The 17,352-nt window shown below is 74.6% G+C and carries 13 protein-coding genes and 1 pseudogene; 8 read left to right on the forward strand and 6 right to left on the reverse strand.

Annotation, left to right across the window (positions count from 1 at the left end; genetic code table 11):
* Positions 1-9: 9 nt before the first annotated feature.
* A complete protein-coding gene (locus KOV94_RS11445; RefSeq protein ID WP_218052096.1) occupies positions 10-183 on the forward strand; it encodes an SPOR domain-containing protein in 174 nt (57 codons plus the stop codon).
* 63 nt (positions 184-246) lie between these two features.
* On the opposite strand, the gene KOV94_RS11450 is transcribed toward KOV94_RS11445, so the two are convergent.
* The 3 genes from KOV94_RS11450 to KOV94_RS11460 are packed head-to-tail and all read right to left on the reverse strand — an operon-like array spanning position 247 to position 3,762.
* Positions 247-1,230 (reverse strand): endonuclease/exonuclease/phosphatase family protein, encoded by a 984-nt coding sequence (locus KOV94_RS11450; protein ID WP_218052097.1) that lies wholly within the window; start codon positions 1,228-1,230, stop codon positions 247-249.
* The gene (gene panB / locus KOV94_RS11455) at positions 1,227-2,039 is read right to left on the reverse strand and encodes a 3-methyl-2-oxobutanoate hydroxymethyltransferase (RefSeq protein ID WP_218052098.1); all 813 of its coding nucleotides are present in this window, start codon (positions 2,037-2,039) and stop codon (positions 1,227-1,229) included. The genes KOV94_RS11450 and panB overlap by 4 nt, the downstream gene beginning before the upstream one ends.
* A gap of 55 nt (positions 2,040-2,094) precedes the next feature.
* Positions 2,095-3,762: an NAD+ synthase gene (locus KOV94_RS11460; protein ID WP_218052099.1), complete on the reverse strand. Its 1,668-nt coding sequence runs from the start codon at positions 3,760-3,762 to the stop codon at positions 2,095-2,097.
* A 93-nt stretch (positions 3,763-3,855) separates the two neighbouring features.
* Here KOV94_RS11460 and KOV94_RS11465 point away from each other — a divergent pair, with 93 nt between their 5' ends.
* Together KOV94_RS11465 and KOV94_RS11470 are read left to right on the forward strand one after the other, a co-directional pair.
* A complete protein-coding gene (locus KOV94_RS11465; protein WP_124344329.1) occupies positions 3,856-5,193 on the forward strand; it encodes a glutamine synthetase family protein in 1,338 nt (445 codons plus the stop codon).
* A gap of 88 nt (positions 5,194-5,281) precedes the next feature.
* Complete coding sequence (locus KOV94_RS11470; protein ID WP_218052100.1) at positions 5,282-8,314, forward strand: bifunctional [glutamine synthetase] adenylyltransferase/[glutamine synthetase]-adenylyl-L-tyrosine phosphorylase; 3,033 nt, start codon at positions 5,282-5,284, stop codon at positions 8,312-8,314.
* Here the strand turns inward: KOV94_RS11470 and KOV94_RS11475 are convergent.
* The gene (locus tag KOV94_RS11475) at positions 8,305-9,552 is read right to left on the reverse strand and encodes an AI-2E family transporter (RefSeq protein ID WP_124343260.1); all 1,248 of its coding nucleotides are present in this window, start codon (positions 9,550-9,552) and stop codon (positions 8,305-8,307) included. The two genes, KOV94_RS11470 and KOV94_RS11475, sit on opposite strands and share 10 nt — an antisense overlap.
* Positions 9,553-9,707: 155 nt before the next feature.
* Between KOV94_RS11475 and KOV94_RS11480 the strand changes: the two genes are divergently transcribed.
* The 4 genes from KOV94_RS11480 to KOV94_RS11495 all read left to right on the forward strand — a co-directional run bounded on the left by KOV94_RS11480 (position 9,708) and on the right by KOV94_RS11495 (position 14,340).
* Entirely contained in the window at positions 9,708-11,099 is a 1,392-nt protein-coding gene (locus KOV94_RS11480) for a hypothetical protein (RefSeq protein ID WP_218052101.1), read from the forward strand.
* A 103-nt stretch (positions 11,100-11,202) separates the two neighbouring features.
* Complete coding sequence (locus KOV94_RS11485) at positions 11,203-11,493, forward strand: hypothetical protein (protein WP_218052102.1); 291 nt, start codon at positions 11,203-11,205, stop codon at positions 11,491-11,493.
* 106 nt (positions 11,494-11,599) lie between these two features.
* Positions 11,600-12,631, forward strand: a complete 1,032-nt coding sequence (locus KOV94_RS11490) for a TIGR03885 family FMN-dependent LLM class oxidoreductase (RefSeq protein ID WP_218052103.1) — start codon at positions 11,600-11,602, stop codon at positions 12,629-12,631.
* Positions 12,628-14,340 carry an alpha-amylase family protein gene (locus KOV94_RS11495; RefSeq protein ID WP_218052104.1) on the forward strand — a complete coding sequence of 571 codons (1,713 nt, stop codon included), beginning with the start codon at positions 12,628-12,630 and terminating at the stop codon, positions 14,338-14,340. The genes KOV94_RS11490 and KOV94_RS11495 overlap by 4 nt, the downstream gene beginning before the upstream one ends.
* A 13-nt stretch (positions 14,341-14,353) precedes the next feature.
* Here KOV94_RS11495 and KOV94_RS21285 read toward each other — a convergent pair.
* Together KOV94_RS21285 and KOV94_RS11500 are read right to left on the reverse strand one after the other, a co-directional pair.
* A pseudogene (locus KOV94_RS21285) lies at positions 14,354-14,506 on the reverse strand (DUF6766 family protein); the annotation flags it as partial.
* A 12-nt stretch (positions 14,507-14,518) separates the two neighbouring features.
* Positions 14,519-16,072 carry a DUF4153 domain-containing protein gene (locus KOV94_RS11500; protein WP_218052105.1) on the reverse strand — a complete coding sequence of 518 codons (1,554 nt, stop codon included), beginning with the start codon at positions 16,070-16,072 and terminating at the stop codon, positions 14,519-14,521.
* A 281-nt stretch (positions 16,073-16,353) separates the two neighbouring features.
* Here KOV94_RS11500 and KOV94_RS11505 point away from each other — a divergent pair, with 281 nt between their 5' ends.
* Positions 16,354-17,334, forward strand: coding sequence for an ANTAR domain-containing protein (locus KOV94_RS11505; protein WP_124340993.1), 981 nt, complete (start codon positions 16,354-16,356; stop codon positions 17,332-17,334).
* The last annotated feature ends 18 nt before the right edge of the window (positions 17,335-17,352 follow it).

Raw genomic sequence — 17,352 nt, forward strand, 5'->3', positions numbered from 1 at the left:
GAGCGGACGATGGCGACGCAGTACTGGTACAACACCGAGACCCACGTCGTGGAGGAGGGCCGCCAGAGCGACTGGAGCAAGCTCATGGGCCCGTACGCGACGCGCGAGGAGGCGGAGCACGCGCTGGAGCGGGCGCGGCAGCGGACCGAGAACTGGGACGAGGAGGACCGCCGCAGCCGCTGACGGCGGCCGCCCCCGCGGCCGGGCTCAGCGCGCGACGAGCCGCGCCCGCGTCCCGGTGTCGGCTCAGCGCGCGACGAGCCGCGCGACGACCGGGCGGTGGTCGCTTCCGCCGGTCGGCGGCAGGACGTCGAACGACGTCACGCGCCAGCGACGGCCGTCCACGAGCACGTGGTCGATGGGTGCCGCCAGCAGGGTCGGCGCGCTCGCGGGCCACGTGCCGTGCGCGCCCATGCCGGCCGCCCGTGCCGCGTCGACGCACGGCCCGAGCGACCGCAGCCCCGGGTGGTCGAGCGTCGCGTTGAGGTCGCCTGCGACGATCGCACCGGGTGTCTGCGCGCACGTGCGCGCGACGAGCGCGGTCTCCTCGCGCCACGTCCGCATCGCCGACCGCTGAATCGGCGCCAGGGGGTGCGCGGCGACGAGCACGGGTCCGTCGTCGACGGGTTCGGCGCGGAGCGAGCCGAGCCGGGTCGGCAGCGGGTCGGCGTCGGCATAGCGGCCGACGTCGGGGGAGACGAGCAGCGCGGTCCCGGCGATCGTGGGCACGTCGCCGGGGGCGGTGAGCACCTGCATCGGACGGCCGCGGTCGGCGAGCAGCGCGGCGACGTCGTGTGCCGTCCCGGCCGACGTCTCCGGCAGCACGACGACGTCCGCGTCCTGGGCGTCGACGAGGTCGGCGAGCACCGGGGCCCGCACGACGTCGAGCGTGTTGAACGAGAGGACGACGAGCTCACCGCTCGCGGACCTCGTCGCAGCTGCGGTCGTCGCCCCGGTCCCGGGGAGCGGGACCGAACGCCACGCGAGCACGCCGGCCTGGCCGACGGCGCCGACCGCGAGCACCACGACGAGCGGCAGCATCGGTCGGCGCGCCCACGGCACGGCCGCCAGGAGCAGCGCGACCGCGAGCGCCCCGGCCCCGAGGACCGCGCGGAACGAGACGAGCTGCGCGACCCCGTACAGGCCGCCGCCCACCGGCACCAGGAGGACGACGACCACGACCGCCGCGACCGCGGCGAGGACCCAGCCCGCGACCCGCGCGGGCGTCACGCGTCGAACTGGTGCGCCGCGTCGGGGAACGTGCCGCCGCGGACCTCGTCGATGTACGACGTCGCAGCAGCCTTGAGCGCCGCCCCGACCTCGCCGAACCGCTTGGCGAAGCGCGGCGACCAGTCCGTCATGCCGGCCATGTCCACCCAGACGAGCACCTGGCCGTCGCACTGCGCGCCGGCCCCGATGCCGATGGTCGGCACGGCGACGATCTCGGTGATGCGGGCCGCGAGCGGTGCGGGGACCATCTCGAGCACGATCGCGACCGCGCCGGCCTCGGTGATCGCGAGCGCGTCCTCCGACAGCCGCTCCGCCGCGACGTCGCCGCGCCCCTGCACGCGCGGACCGCCGAACAGGTTCTCGGACTGCGGGGTGTAGCCCAGGTGGCCCACGACGGGGATGCCCGCGTCGGTGAGCGCGCGGATCTGCCGCGCCACGCGCTTGCCGCCTTCGAGCTTGACCGCGTCGACGCCCGTCTCCTTCATGAGCCGCACGCCGGTCGCGAGCGCCTGCTCGGGCCCGGCCTCGTACGAGCCGAACGGGAAGTCGACGACGACGAACGCGCGCTGCGCGGCCCGCGCGACGGCCCGGGCGGGCGGGATCAGGTCGTCCACGGTGACCGGGAGCGTCGTCGCGTGCCCGTGCATGGTGTTCCCGATCGAGTCGCCGACGAGCAGCATGTCGACGCCGGCCTCGTCGAAGATCCGCGCGGTCACCGCGTCGTAGGCGGTGAGCATGGAGAGGCGATCGCCCTGCTCCTTGGCCTGGCGCAGGTGGTGCACGCGCACGCGCTTCACGTTCTGGGTCATGAGGGTGTGCTCCTGGGGTGCGGTCGGGTCACGACGGTCGCGGGTGGGTGACGCCTCAGGGCTCGCGCCACCGGGACGTCACGGGCAGGCGGCGGTCGCGCCCGAACGCGAGCGCGGTCACCTTGGGGCCGAGGGGGTACTGCCGGCGCTTCCACTCGGCGCGGTCGACGAGCGTGACGACCTTGTCGACGACGGCCGGGTCGAACCCGCGGGCCAGCAGCTCCGCGCGGCCCTCGGCGTGCTCGACGTACGCGTCGAGCACCTCGTCGAGCAGGTCGTAGGGCGGGAGCGAGTCCTGGTCGGTCTGGCCGGGGCGCAGCTCGGCGGACGGCGGCTTGGTGATCGACGACTCGGGGATGGGCGGCGTCTCGCCGCGGGCCGCGGCGTGCGCGTTCCGCCAGCGCGCGAGCGCCCAGACGCGGGACTTGTCGACGTCCTTGAGCGGCGCGAACCCGCCGATGCTGCCCGCGTCGTAGATCGTCGCGTAGCCCGTCGCGAGCTCCGACTTGTTGCCGGGCGCGATGACCAGGTGCCCCTCGCGGTTCGAGATCGCCATGAGCAGGACGCCGCGCACGCGCGCCTGCAGGTTCTCCTCGGCGACCCCGTCGAGCGCGAGGTGCTCCTGGAACGCGTCGACGACCGACGCGATCGGCTGGACGCGGTAGTCGGCGCCGATCCGCCGGGCGAGGTCCGCGGCGTCGTCCTTGCTGTGCTCGGAGGAGAAGGACGACGGCATCGACACGCCGACGACGTGCTCCCCGCCGATCGCGTCGGCGGCGATCGCGGCGGTGAGCGCGGAGTCGATCCCGCCCGACACGCCCAGCAGCACCGACCGGAACCCGTTCTTGCGGACGTACCCCGCGAGGCCGGTGACGATCGCCCGGTAGACCTCCTCGTCGGCCTCGAGCGGCCCGGCGAGCGAACCGGGCTCGGGCGCGGCGCCGCGCTCGGGCAGGTCCCACACCAGCAGGTGCTCGACGAACTGCGGCGCGCTCGCGAGCACCGTCCCGTCGACGCCCACGACGAACGACCCGCCGTCGAACACGAGGTCGTCCTGGCCGCCGACGAGGTTGACGTATGCGACGGGCGCGTCGACCTCGCGGGCGCGGCGGGCTGCCAGGTCGACCCGGACGTGGCCCTTGCCCTCCTCGTAGGGCGAGCCGTTGAGCACGACGAGCAGGTCGACGTCGTTCTCGTCCATCTGCGCGACCGGCCCGCCGTCCTGCCAGATGTCCTCGCAGATGACGACGCCCACGCGCGCGTCCGCGACGTCGATCACGCACGTCTCGTCGCCGGCCGCGAAGATGCGGAACTCGTCGAACACCCCGTAGTTCGGCAGGTGGTGCTTGTCGTAGCGGGTCTGCACCTTCCCGTGCCGCAGGAGCACCGCCTGGTTGGTGGGCAGCCCGCGGTCGTCGGGTGCGGCCGAGTCGCCCGCACCGTGCTCCCCGACGGTCCCCACGAGCACCGTGAGGTCGCCGAGCCCGGCGTCGACGAGCTCGGCGGCCGTCCGCTCGAGCGCCGCCTCGGCGCCGCGACGGAACGACGCCCGCAGCGCGAGGTCCTCGATCGGGTACCCGGTGAGCGTCATCTCGGGGAAGACGACGAGGTCGGCGCCCGCGTCCGCGGCCTTGCGCGCCCACGTCACGACCGCCGCGGCGTTGCCGTCGACGTCGCCGACGCAGGTGTCGATCTGGGCCAGGGCGATACGCGGCCTCGTCATGGCGTCGAGCCTAGTCACCGCCACGGGGACCGCCCGCCACGTCGGCGTGGGGATGGCGGCCGGACGGCTCTCGCATCGGGCAGGATGTACGCCATGGACAGGCAGCAGGAGTTCGTGCTCCGCACGGTCGAGGAGCGGGACATCCGCTTCATCCGCCTCTGGTTCACCGACGTGCTCGGGATCCTCAAGTCCGTCGCGGTCGCGCCGGCCGAGCTCGAGAACGCGTTCTCCGAGGGGATCGGCTTCGACGGCAGCGCGATCGAGGGCCTGACACGCGTCTACGAGGCGGACATGATCGCCCGTCCCGACCCGTCGACGTTCCAGGTGCTGCCCTGGCGCGGTGAGCGGCACGGCACCGCCCGCATGTTCTGCGACCTGCTGACGCCCGACGGTGCGCCGTCGCTCGCGGACTCCCGGCACGTGCTCAAGCGCGCCCTGTCCCGCGCGAGCGACCAGGGTTTCACCTTCTACACGCACCCCGAGGTCGAGTTCTACCTGTTCGAGGCCCCCGCGGACCCGACCCAGGCGCTCGTGCCGGTCGACCAGGGCGGCTACTTCGACCACGTGCCGCGCGGCACCGCGCACGACTTCCGCCGCGCCGCGATCACGATGCTCGAGTCCATGGGCATCTCGGTCGAGTTCTCGCACCACGAGGCCGGGCCGGGCCAGAACGAGATCGACCTGCGCTACGCCGACGCCCTGACCACGGCGGACAACATCATGACGTTCCGCACGGTCGTCAAGGAGGTCGCGCTCGAGCAGGGCGTGTTCGCGTCCTTCATGCCGAAGCCGCTGTCGGACCAGCCGGGCTCGGGCATGCACACGCACCTGTCGCTGTTCGAGGGCGACCGCAACGCGTTCCACGAGCCGGGTGGGCACCTCGAGCTGTCGAAGACCGCGCGCTCGTTCATCGCGGGCCTGCTCAAGCACGCCGCCGAGATCACCGCCGTGACCAACCAGTTCGTCAACTCCTACAAGCGGCTGTGGGGAGGTGCCGAGGCGCCGAGCTACGTCTGCTGGGGGCACAACAACCGCTCCGCGCTGGTCCGTGTCCCGCTGTACAAGCCGGGCAAGGGCAACTCGAGCCGCATCGAGTACCGCGCGGTCGACTCCGCGACCAACCCGTACCTCGCGTTCGCGGTCATCCTGGCCGCCGGACTCAAGGGCATCGAGGAGGGCTACGAGCTCCCCGAGGGCGCCGAGGACGACGTGTGGGAGCTCACCGACGCGGAGCGCCGCGCGCTCGGCATCGACCCGCTGCCGCAGTCCCTCGACGCCGCCATCGCGGTGATGGAGAAGTCGGAGCTCGTCGCCGAGACGCTGGGCGAGCACGTCTTCGACTACTTCCTGCGCAACAAGCGCCAGGAGTGGGACGAGTACCGCGCGCAGGTCACGCCGTACGAGCTGCGGCGGTTCCTGCCGGTCCTGTGACGGTGCGCATGGTCGCGCCCGGGATCTGGCTCATGACCGAGCACCTCGCCGAGCGGACGACGGTGCACGCCGACGGACGGGGGCCGTCGTGACCGTCGACGGACGCAGCGGCAGCCTCGCGGGGCGGCTCACGCGGGCAGGCGTCGCCGACGTGGCGCGCGCGCAGCGGCTGCTCGAGGACGCCGCCCTGCAGGAGGTCGTGCCGGGGGCTGCCGACGTCCTGGCGGGCGAGCTGCACGAGCTCGCCGACCCCGACCAGGCGCTGCTCACGCTCGCCAAGCTCGCCGGCGCCGTCCGCGGCGACGACGAGCTCGGGGGTCTGCTGCGCGACGTCGTGCTCGACGGCGGTCCGCCCCGCGACCGGCTGCTCGGCGTCGCCGGGGCGTCCGTGGCGCTGGGCGACACGCTCGTCGCGCACCCCGAGAACCTGCGCGTGCTGGTCGACGACGAGCCCGCGCTCGGCGTGCCCGTCGGCGCCGTGCGGGCCGAGCTCCTCCACGCGGTCGGCGCCGACCCCGACGCGGCCGTCCCGGTCGCGACCGCGCCGGGCGGCACCGACGCGCTGCGGCGCGCGTACCGCACCCGGCTGCTGCGGATCGCGGCCGCCGACGTCACGGCCACCGACCCGCTGTCCCGGCTGCCCGGCGTCGCGGCCGCGCTCGCGGACCTCGCGGCGGCGGCGCTCGAGGGCGCGCTCGCGGTCGCGCGCGGCGACCTCGACGACCACGGCGCGGGCGTCCGGCTCGCCGTCATCGGCATGGGCAAGACCGGCGGGCGCGAGCTCAACTACGTGAGCGACGTCGACGTCATCTACGTCGCCGAGCCCGTCGACGGCGTCGACGAGGCCGAGGCGCTCGCGGCGGGTGCCCGGCTGGCCGCCGGCCTCGCACGCGTGTGCTCGACCGCGTCGGGCGAGCCCGCGCTGTGGCCCGTCGACGCCGCGCTGCGTCCCGAGGGCAAGGACGGCCCGCTGGTCCGGACGATCGCGAGCCACCGCGCGTACTACGAGCGGTGGGCCAAGACGTGGGAGTTCCAGGCGCTGCTCAAGGCGCGGCCGCTCGCGGGCGACCCCGACCTGGGGCGCGAGTACGCGGCGATGGTGCAGCCGTTCGTCTGGGCGGCCGTGCAGCGCGAGAACTTCGTCGAGGACGCGCAGGCGATGCGTCGCCGCGTCGAGCAGCACGTGCCCGCCGCGGAGGCCGACCGTCAGCTCAAGCTCGGCGTCGGCGGCCTGCGCGACGTCGAGTTCACCGTCCAGCTCCTGCAGCTCGTGCACGGCCGCGCCGACGACTCGATCCGCAGCCCCAGCACGCTCACGGCGCTCGCGGCCCTCGCGGCGGGCGGCTACGTCGGGCGGGAGCACGCCGCGCGCCTCGCGGTCTGCTACCGGTGGCTGCGGCTCGTCGAGCACCGCATCCAGATGCACCGGCTGCGCCGCACGCACCTGCTGCCGACCGCCGATGCCGACCTGCAGCGGCTCGCCCGGTCGGTCGGGCTGCGGGCCGAGGGCGCCCAGGGCCTGCTCGAGCGGTGGCGGTCGGTGCGGCGTGACGTCCGGCACCTGCACGAGGAGCTCTTCTACCGCCCGCTGCTGCCCGCGACCGCGCAGCTGTCGACCGAGGAGGCGAGCCTCGCGCCCGACGCGGCACGGGCGCGCCTCGCGGCGATCGGCTACCGCGACCCCGCCGGTGCGCTGCGGCACATCGCGGCGCTCACCGAGGGCGTGTCGCGGCGCGCGTCGATCCAGCGCCAGCTGCTGCCCGTCATGCTCGGCTGGTTCGCCGACGGCGCCGACCCCGACGGCGGCCTGCTCGCGTTCCGCCGCCTCTCGGACGACCTCGGGACGACCCACTGGTACCTCAAGCTGCTCCGGGACTCGGGCACCGTGGCGCAGCGCCTCGCGCACGTCCTGTCGACGTCCCGGTACGTCGCGGACGCGCTGTCCCGGTCGCCGGAGTCGGTCACGTGGCTGGCCGACGACGCCGAGCTCGAGCCGCGCACGGCGGAGCGCCTCGCGGCCGAGGCCGACGCGGTCCTCACGCGTGCGGACGAGCCCGTGCCCGCGGCCCTCGCCCTGCGCGGACTGCGCCGCCGCGAGCTCGCGCGCACGGCCGCGGCCGACGTGCTCGACGTCCTCACGAGCGTCCGGGCGTCACGGAGCCTGACCCGCGCGGCCGACATGGTGCTGTCGGGGACGCTGCGCGTCGCGGAGTGGGAGGCGCGTGTCGCGCTCGGGCTCGACGAGAACCCGACGCGGATGCTGGTGGTCGCGATGGGCCGGCTCGGCGGCGGCGAGATGGGCTACTCGTCGGACGCGGACGTGCTGTTCGTGCACGACCCGCTGCCCGGGGCCGACGCGGCCGTCGCGCAGGAGTTCGCGCTGTCCGTCGCGACGCAGCTGCGGTCCCTGCTCGGCTCGGTGGGGCCGGAGCCGACGCTCGCGGTCGACGCCGACCTGCGACCGGAGGGACGCAACGGCCCGCTCGTGCGGTCGTTCGACGCCTACGCCGAGTACTACAGCCGCTGGTCGTCGCCGTGGGAGAGCCAGGCGCTGCTGCGCGCCCGGCCCGTCGCGGGCGACACGGCACTGGGGGAGCGGTTCGTCGCGCTGATCGCGCCGCTGCGCTACCCGGAGGGCGGCCTGGACCCGGCGACCGTGCGCGAGGTCCGGAGGATCAAGGCCCGCGTCGAGGCGGAGCGTCTGCCGCGCGGCGTCGACCCGGCCCGGCACCTCAAGCTCGGGCGCGGCGGGATCGCCGACGTCGAGTGGACGGCGCAGCTGCTCCAGCTCCAGCACGCGCACGAGGTGCCCGGCCTACGCACCACGTCGACGCTCGACGCCCTCGCGGCAGCCCGGGAGGCGGGCCTCATCGCCGAGGACGACACGCGGGTGCTCGTCGAGGCGTGGGAGCTCGCGTCGCGACTGCGGGACGCGAACGTGCTGTGGACCGGCCGTGCCGAGGGTGCGCACGCGGACGTCCTGCCGCACGACCGGCAGGCGCTCGGCGGCGTCGCGCGCGTCGCGGGGTACCCCGCGGGCGGCGGTGCGGACCTCGAGGAGGACTACCTGCGGACCGCCCGGCGTGCACGGGCGGTCGTCGAGCGGGTGTTCTACGGCTGACGCGCCGCGGTCCCGTCGGTGTCGGTCGTGCCGGTGTCGGTCGCGCCGGCCTCGGGCGGGGCTGCGTCGTGCGGGTCGACGGGCGGCGTGACCGACGCGGGCGAGTCCTCGTCGACGTCGTGCCACCCCCGCGCGCGCAGCGCCTCCGCGTCCTCCTCGAGGATCGCGGCGTCGACGAGCTCGTGCCGGCGGATGTACGTCGAGGACACGGCCTGGATGGTCGCGGCGACGGGCAGCGCGAGGAACGCCCCGATGGGGCCGAACACGGCCCCGAAGGCGATGACGGCGAGGAACGACACCGCGGGGTTGAGCTCGAGCGACCGCGCGGACACCTTGGGGGAGAAGATCAGGTTCTCCACCTGCTGGTAGGCGATGATGAACGCCAGCACGGCGACGCCCTTGATCGGGTCGACGGCGAGCGCGACGGCCACGGGCAGGGCGCCGCCGATGTAGGTGCCGACGGTCGGGACGAACTGCGAGACGACGCCGGTGAACGCGGCGAGGGGCAGCGAGTACGGGATGCCGAGCACGAGCAGGAAGATCCACGTGAACACCGTGCAGAGCGCGGCGAGCACGATGCGCGAGTTGATGAAGTCGGCGACCTTCTCCTGCGAGACCTCCCAGAGCCGCAGGATCTCGCGCTGGCGGTTCGGCGCGAACAGCCGCAGGACGGCGGCCCGGAACTTCGGCCCCGCGCTGGCCATGTAGTAGACGACGAGCAGGATCGACGTGAGCGTGAACAGGCCGCCCACGATCGACGCGCCGACGCCGATGATGCCCGGCGCGAGCGACTGCCAGTTGTCGCCGACGTTGGCGATCACCTCGTCGGACTCGGGCAGCTCGACGCCGAACGACGTGTCGAGCCAGCTCTTCAGCTGCTCGTAGTACGACGGCAGCGACTCGACGAGCTCGACGACCTGCGCGACGAACAGCCCGCCGAACAGCGCGGCGATCACGAGGATCACGAGGATCCCGCCGACCATGACGATGCCGGTGGCGCGCGTCCGCCGGACGCGGTGCGCGACGAGCCACCGGATGAGCGGCTCCATCGCGAGGGACACGAACCACGAGATCACGACGATGGTGATGACGGACCCGAGCAGCGACAGCGCCCGCCACGTGAACAGGCCGAGGAACACGGCGACCGCGGTCATGAGCAACGCACGCGGCAGCCACGCGGGCGGCTTGCGGGGGTCGCGGGCGACGGCGTCGTGAGCGGGGACGGGCGGTCTGGGCATCGGTCCCTCCGGGGACGACGTGCACGGGACGTGCGGCCGGCGGTCGCGCGTGGAGCGCTCGGTGGGCACCGTACCGCGCCAGGGGTCGCGCGCTGACCTGCGACGCTGCCATGCTCGTGGGCAGCGGGACGAATCGGGCATGTCGAGGAGGGGCGATGGCCGGTCAGGGTGTGCCGCAGGCCGCGGACGGGAACGGGACGGACGACCTCACGGCGTTGCGGGCCCGGCTCGCAGCGCTCGAGGAGGAGAACGCCCGCCTCCGGGCCGCGCCGCCGTCGTACCCGCCCGACGCGTCGGTCGCACCGGCCGTACCGCGCCGACGGCGACGTCCCGGACGCGTGACGGCCTCGGTCGTGCTCGTCGTGGTCGCGGCGCTGCTCGCCCCCGTGGCCGTGGTGGCCACGTGGGCCCGTGGGCTGGTGACCGACACCGACCGGTACCTCGCGACGGTCGCGCCGCTGGTCGACGAGCCGCAGATCCAGCAGGCGGTGACGAACCGGGTGACGGGGGCGATCGTCGACGCGATCGACCTGGAGCGGCTGGCCGCGGATGCGACGTCGGCGGTCGCCGAGCTCGGGCTGCCGCCGCGGCTCGCGACCGCGGTCGACTCGCTGCAGGGGCCGCTGGTCAGCGCGGCGACGAGCTTCGTGCACCAGGCCGTCGAGCGGCTCGTGACGTCGGACGCCTTCGACGCCGCGTGGACCGAGGCGAACCGCACGGCGCACGAGCAGCTCGTCGCCGTCATGCGGGGCGACCCCGACGCGATCGCGTCGATCAACGCGCAGGGCACGCTCACCGTCGACCTCACGACGGTGATCGAGGCCGTGAAGTCGGCGCTGTCCGAGCGCGGCTTCACGATCGTGGACCGGCTCCCGACGATCAACGCGAGCTTCCCGCTCGTGCAGAGCGCCGACCTGGTGCGGCTGCAGAACGCGTACGGCTGGCTGGACGTGCTCGGCACGTGGCTGCCGTGGGTCGTCGTGCTGCTGCTCGCGGGCGGGGTGCTCCTCGCGCAGCACCGCTCGCGGGCGCTCGTCGTCGCGGGCCTGACGCTCGCGGGCGCGATGCTGCTGCTCGGCGTCGTGCTGACGGTCGGGCGCACGGTGTACGCCAACGCGCTGCCACCCGCGGTGCAGCGGCCCGACGCGGCGGTCGTCGTCTACGACCAGGTGGTGTCGCTGCTGCGGGTCGCGCTGCGGTCGGGCCTCGTGCTGGGACTGGTCGTCGCGGTGGTCGCCTTCGTGTCGGGACGCAGCGCCGCGGCGGTGGGTCTGCGCTCGTCGTGGACGCGGTCGGTGGCGTGGCTGCGCGGCGCGGGGGAGCGGCGGGGTGTGACGACGGGGCCGGTCGGGGTGTGGCTCGACGAGCAGCGCACGTTCGTGCGCGTGGTCATCGCGTCGGGTGCGGCGCTGGCGATCGCGCTCGGCATGCCGCTGACGCCCGGGTACGTGCTGGGCGTCGCGATCGCCGCGGTCGTCCTGCTCGCGCTGACGACGGTCCTGGCGCGCCCGCGGGCCGCCGAGGTGCCTGCGGCCGCCGACGTGTGACGAGCGCGACGTCCGACTCGCCCGCCGCGAGCCTTTCGTCCCATGAATACGGCAAGCGCTGTCCGTAGGATGGAAGCGTTCCCATCCACGGAAGGACCCCGCCATGAACCTCACCTTCCTCGCCGCTGTCGGCGCCGGTGTGACCGGTCACCCGACCGCCGGGCTCGTCGCGCTCCAGGCCGCGACGCACGGCGACCTCACCGCCGAGCGCCCTGCGCGCACGCCCCGACGCGGGCTGCCCTGGCGCCGTCGCACGGCCGCCGCCACGCCCGCGCCGACCACGACCGTCGTCACGCTCGCCCCGCTCCCGACGGCCGCCGCCAACCGGCTCGTCCGCGAGAACGACGTCGTGCCGGCGACCGTCGTCGCGTCCGCCGGAGCCGGCTCCCGCTGACGCCGGCGGCGCGGGCCGACCGTCGGGCCGCGTGTCGCCCGGCGAGCCGCGCACCCACGGCCGCTCGCCGCGCGGGACGCCGCCCCAGCCGGTAGGAACGGTCACCATGACCGTCGTCGGCTTCCACCACTCGCACGAGCAGATCCACCCGCGCGCGCTCCTCGAGGCCGCCCGGCACGCCCAGGACGTCGGCTTCGACGCGGGCATGTGCTCCGACCACTGGGCGCCCTGGAGCGCCACCCAGGGCCACTCCGGCTACGCGTGGACGTGGCTCGGCGCCGCGCTCGCGACCACCGACCTCCCGTTCGGTGTCGTCAACGCGCCGGGCCAGCGCTACCACCCCGCGGTGGTCGCACAGGCGGTCGCGACGCTCGGCGCGATGTTCCCGGGGCGCTTCTGGGTCGCGCTCGGCTCGGGCGAGAACGTCAACGAGCACATCACGGGCGACCGCTGGCCCTCGAAGGCCGAGCGCGACGCGCGGCTGCGCGAGTGCGTCGACGTCATCCGTGCGCTGCTCGACGGCGAGGAGGTCACGCACGACGGGCTCGTGCGCGTCGACCGAGCCCGCCTCTGGACGCTCCCCGCCGAACGCCCCCTGCTGATCGGCCCCGCGGTGACGCCCGCGACCGCCGCCCGGCACGCGGACTGGGCCGACGGGCTCGTCACCGTCAACCAGGATCCGGCGGTGCTGCGCGAGGTCGTCGACGCGTACCGCTCGGCCGGTGGGCGCGGCACGATCGCGCTCCAGGTGCACGTCGCGTGGGCGCCCGACGAGGACGCCGCGTTCGCGCTCGCGCGCGAGCAGTGGACCGCCAACGTCGTCGGCCCGCCCGTCGCGTGGGACCTCGACACCCCCGAGTCGTTCGACGCGCTCGTCCCCAACCTCACCGACGACCTGGTCCGGCGCTCGGTGCTCGTCGAGCACGACCCCGCGCGACTGCGGGACCGGATCGCGGCGCTCGTGGCGATCGGTTTCGACGCCGTCTACGTGCACCAGGTCGCGACCGACGAGACCGCCCGGCGCGACAAGCACCCCGTCGCCGAGCCCACGAGCACCCCGGCGGCGTACAACCTGCGCGCCTTCCTCGACATGGCAGGCGAGCACCTCGTCCCGCAGCTGCGGGAGGTGACCGCGTGAGGATCCGCGACACCGGCGACCTGTGGTGGAAGAACGCGGTCGTCTACTGCCTCGACGTCGAGACGTACATGGACTGGAACGACGACGGCGTCGGCGACCTGCCGGGCCTCGTGCAGCGCATCGACCACCTCGCCGACCTCGGCGTGACGTGCCTGTGGCTCATGCCCTTCTACCCGACGGCCGACCGCGACGACGGCTACGACATCATCGACTTCTTCGGTGTCGACCCGCGGCTGGGCGACGCCGGCGACCTGGTCGAGCTCATCCGCACGGCGCGCGACCGCGGCATCCGCGTCATCGCCGACCTCGTCGTCAACCACACGAGCGACCGGCACCCGTGGTTCCGCTCGGCGCGCAGCAGCGTCGACTCGCCGTTCCGCGACTTCTACGTGTGGAGCGCGACGAAGCCGCCGGACACGTCCGACCAGGTGGTCTTCCCCGACCAGGAGACGGGCATCTGGACGCTTGACGAGAAGACCGGCGAGTACTACCGGCACCGGTTCTACCGGCACCAGCCGGACCTCAACACCGCCAACCCCCGCGTCCGCGACGCGATCGCCAAGGTCGTCGGCTACTGGGCGGAGGTGGGGCTGTCCGGGTTCCGCGTCGACGCCGTGCCGTTCTTCCTGGCCGACGCCGCGAAGGGCAAGGGCGACGACATCGAGCGCCCGCACGACTTCCTCAAGTCCCTGCGCGCGTTCCTCACGCGGCGCACGGGCGACGCGATCCTCATGGGCGAGGTCAACCTGCCGTACGAGGAGCAGCGGCAGTTCTTCGGCGACGACGACGGCGACGGGCTCGCGGACGGCGACGAGCTCACGCTGCAGTTCGACTTCGTCCTCATGCAGCAGCTCTACCTCGCGCTGGCCCGCCGTGACGCGGGCCCGGTCGCGACAACGCTGCAGTCCCGGCCGCCGATCCCGCGCGACGCGCAGTGGGCGACGTTCGTGCGCAACCACGACGAGCTGACGCTCGACAAGCTGTCCGACGACGAGCGCGCCGAGGTGTTCGAGGCCTTCGGCCCCGACCCGGACATGCAGCTGTACGGCCGTGGCCTGCGCCGCCGGCTGCCGACGATGCTCGACGGCGACCCGCGCCGCGTGCGGATGGTCTACTCGCTGCTGTTCTCGCTGCCCGGCACGCCCGTGCTGTTCTACGGCGAGGAGATCGGCATGGGGGAGAACCTGGCCGCCGAGGGGCGGATGGCCGTGCGCACGCCCATGCAGTGGACGTCGGAGCGCAACGGCGGCTTCTCCCGGGCGCGTGCGTCGCGGCTGAGCGGGCCCGTCGTCGAGGGCGGGTACGGGCCCGAGCACGTGAACGTCGCGGACCAGCGGCGCGACCCCGGGTCGCTGCTCACGTTCGTCCAGACGCTCGTGCGCCGGTACCGCGAGAGCCCCGAGCTCGGCTGGGCGACCGACGTCGAGATCCTCGCCCAGCCGCACGCCGCGGTCCTCGCGCACCGCAGCACGTGGCAGGACGGCTCGACGGTCGCGCTGCACAACCTGGGCGACGAGGCCGTCGAGGTCCCGCTCGACCTGCCCGACTGCGTAGCGGACGACGACGGCAGCCCGGCCGTGCGGCTCGTCGACCTGCTGCACGCGCAGGAGTGGACGTGCGACGAGCGCGGTCGTGCCACCGTGCCGCTCGACGCCTACGGGTACCGATGGCTGCGCGTCGTGCGGGAGGACAGCCGTCGCCTGCTGTGAGGCGGGCGGCGCCTCAGCCCTCGACGCCCGTCGCGTCGTGCGACGCCCCGACCGGCTTCGACTCCGGTGACCCGCGCTCGCGCAGGGAGATCGACAGCACGACCATCGACAGCACCGCGAGGAACTCGGACTGCCAGTTCTGCAGGGTCCGGTTGCAGAAGTCCGGGCGCGCGCACCCTCACCACCTCACGTCGACGCCGTCGCACGATGCGGGAGGCCACGACGTGGGCACCGCCCGCTCGTCGACGACGGACGCGGCCCGGGCGCGCCCGAGGTTCCAGCCGAAGCCGCTCTCCGCCTCGCGCAGCGACATGCCGTCCAGCACGCACGAGCGCAGCGGCTCGTCCAGCGCGTCGACGGCGGGCACCGCGTCGGCCGACAGGCCCTGCAGGTAGCGGACGTCGAGCGGGACGTCGAGGTCAGCGCCCGTGTTGTGCCGCACGATCTGCGCGTCCGGGTCGACCGCCGCGAGCACGAGCACCGTCGCGCCCACGACCCCGAGCACGGCCGTCGGCAACCAGCCGGCCCGCCACCGCACCCCCGCGACGAGGACCAGCACCAGCACCACGCCCATGGCGGCCTCCGCGAGCGCCACCCACAGGCGCAGCCGCGTGAGGCCGAACGCGTCGACGTACAGGTCCATCCGCAGGAGCGCCGACGTCACGACCCCGAGCGTCCCCACGCACAGCACGCCGAGACCGGCGCGGACGACCACCCGCTCACGGCCGGTCCCGCGCGGCGCGTGGCGTGCGGCGACGGCGACGACGACCAGCGTGAGCGCCGTCGCGACGACGAGCTGCGCGAAGCCCTGTCGCGCGTACTGCGCGTAGGTCAGGCCCGCGGTCTCGAGCACGTGCCGGTGGCCCCCGGCGAGCGCGGTCGCCTGCACCGTCACGAACGCGAACACCACGAGGTCCAGCGCGACGACCGGGATCGCCCACTCGACGACGCCCGCGGGCCGCCCCGGACCCGGCCGGAGCGCCGACCAGCCCGGCGGGTGCGCCGCGAGCTGCGCGTTCGTTGCGACCGCGACCGCCACCAGGAGCGCCACGACGACCTGCCCGGGCAGCACGCCGAGGTCGAACCGCGGGAGCAGGCTCGCGAACACGCGGTCCGCGCTCGCGAACAGCGCACCGAACACCACGACGACGACCGCGGCGAGCGCGACGGCGCGCCCCACGCGCAGCACCTGCTGACGCCGTGCCCCGACCGCGTCGCCCGCCCCGTGCCGCAGCCACGGCAGCGCACGCACGACGCCGGCCAGCCAGCTCAGCGGCGCCGCCACCACCGCGGGGGTCGCGCGCGCCCCCGTGAGAGCCGCCGTCGCCGCCCACGCGGCCGTCAGCACGCACAGCGCGACCACCCACGGCGCGTCCCGCACCGCGACGACGCCGACCAGCAGCACCGACAGCACCGCGAGGGCCGCGTCGACGAGCGAACGGCGACGCACGAGCGCCGGTACGGCCGCCGCCCACGCCACGAGCCCGCCGAGCGCCACGCCCAGCCCCGGCTGGTGACCGACGACCATCACGGCGACCGCGACCCCCACCCCGGCCACCAGTGCGAGCACCGGCAGCGGCGCCGCGCCCCGCCCGTCCCAGCGGAATGCCGACAGCGCGCGGCCGAACGGTCCCGGCGGCGGTGGCGGACCCAGGAGCGGGCCGAGCGGACCCGGGCGGACCGCGGACGAGGGAGGTGCGGGCGGAGTCTGGGAGGCGGCTGTGCCGGTCATGTGCGTCACGCTAGGACCGCGCCGTCGCCGTGTGGACCTCGTCACGGCGAAGGGGTCGTGCACGTCCCGTGCACTCCCGTGGAGGTTCATGACCTCGACCTTCACCACGGTTCGGCGGTCGGACGGCGCGGTCGGCACGCGCCGCGGTCCGCCACCGCGCGCGGGTCCGACGGGTCCGCACTAACCTCGACCGGTGGACGGCCGAAGACCGGCCGCCGGATCGGGTTGGGAAGTCAGCTCGGAGCTCTTGCCGGCGGCCGCTGAGGCCGCGTGGAGGTGCCGTGCACAGCCAGGACGAGGCTCAGGTCGGCCAGTACCAGTTCTCCGCCGGTGGTGACCGTTGGCGATGGTCCGACGGGATGTTCGAGATCCACGGCATGGAGGCGGGCGAGGTCGTGCCCACGCGCGACCTCTTCCTGCGGCACGTGCGCCCCGACCACCGCGACCGCGTCGCCGCGGCCCTCGACGCGTGCGAGCGCGACGGCACGCCCCTCGGCGAGCACTACGTGCTGGTCGACCTGGCCGGGGACGAGCGTGCGGTGACCCTCAGCGGGGGCCGTGAGGACTCCGCCGACGGCCCGACCGTGAGCGGCTTCCTCGTGGACGTGAGCGTGAGCCAGCGCGTCGCCGTCGCGGACGCCGTCAACGCTCAGCTCCACCAGGCGCTCGAGTCGCACGCCGTGATCGACCAGGCCAAGGGCGTCCTCATGCTCGTGTACGGCATCGACGGCGACGCCGCGTTCGAGCTGCTGCGGTGGAGCTCCCAGCAGCGCAACGTGCGCCTGCTCGCGCTCGCGGAGCGCCTCGTCGCCGCGGTCGAGAGCGCGGGCGGGCTCGCGCCGACGTCGCGCGCCAAGCTCGACGAGCTGTTCTTCCAGTCGCTCGGCGAGGAGGCGTCCGCGGTCCCCGCGACGCCGCCGGCGCAGGGCCTCATCGTGTCGTCCCGCGTCGTCGGCGGCGTCCCCGTCGTCGCTGCGCGCGGACCCGTCGACCTTGCGACGGCCGGCGTGCTGTCCGCCGCGATCGCGGCCGCGTCCGGAGCAGCGCGCCAGGCGGGCCGGCTCGTCGTCGACCTCCGCGAGGCCACGCACGTCGGCTCCGCGGGTGTGTCCGTGCTCGCGTCGCTCGACCGGCGCGCCCGCACCCAGGGCACCCGCCTGCGTGTCCTCGTCGGTCCGGACAGCGCGCTGCTGCTCGCGGCGGGGCACGGGCTCGAGGTCGCGGTCGTCGACCCGGCCGGCACGGTCGGTGCGTTGAGCTGATCGGTGCGACGCTGGGTC

Source organism: Cellulomonas algicola (assembly GCF_019024305.1).
Lineage (GTDB): Bacteria > Actinomycetota > Actinomycetes > Actinomycetales > Cellulomonadaceae > Cellulomonas > Cellulomonas algicola.

What these genes read in the sequence shown, in the direction of transcription:
- KOV94_RS11445 (WP_218052096.1), top strand. Translation starts at nt 10, where the DNA reads ATGGCGACGCAGTACTGGTACAACACCGAGACCCACGTCGTGGAGGAG.
- panB (WP_218052098.1), bottom strand. Translation starts at nt 2,039, where the DNA reads ATGACCCAGAACGTGAAGCGCGTGCGCGTGCACCACCTGCGCCAGGCC.
- KOV94_RS11460 (WP_218052099.1), bottom strand. Translation starts at nt 3,762, where the DNA reads ATGACGAGGCCGCGTATCGCCCTGGCCCAGATCGACACCTGCGTCGGC.
- KOV94_RS11465 (WP_124344329.1), top strand. Translation starts at nt 3,856, where the DNA reads ATGGACAGGCAGCAGGAGTTCGTGCTCCGCACGGTCGAGGAGCGGGAC.
- KOV94_RS11475 (WP_124343260.1), bottom strand. Translation starts at nt 9,552, where the DNA reads ATGCCCAGACCGCCCGTCCCCGCTCACGACGCCGTCGCCCGCGACCCC.
- KOV94_RS11480 (WP_218052101.1), top strand. Translation starts at nt 9,708, where the DNA reads ATGGCCGGTCAGGGTGTGCCGCAGGCCGCGGACGGGAACGGGACGGAC.
- KOV94_RS11485 (WP_218052102.1), top strand. Translation starts at nt 11,203, where the DNA reads ATGAACCTCACCTTCCTCGCCGCTGTCGGCGCCGGTGTGACCGGTCAC.
- KOV94_RS11490 (WP_218052103.1), top strand. Translation starts at nt 11,600, where the DNA reads ATGACCGTCGTCGGCTTCCACCACTCGCACGAGCAGATCCACCCGCGC.
- KOV94_RS11500 (WP_218052105.1), bottom strand. Translation starts at nt 16,072, where the DNA reads ATGACCGGCACAGCCGCCTCCCAGACTCCGCCCGCACCTCCCTCGTCC.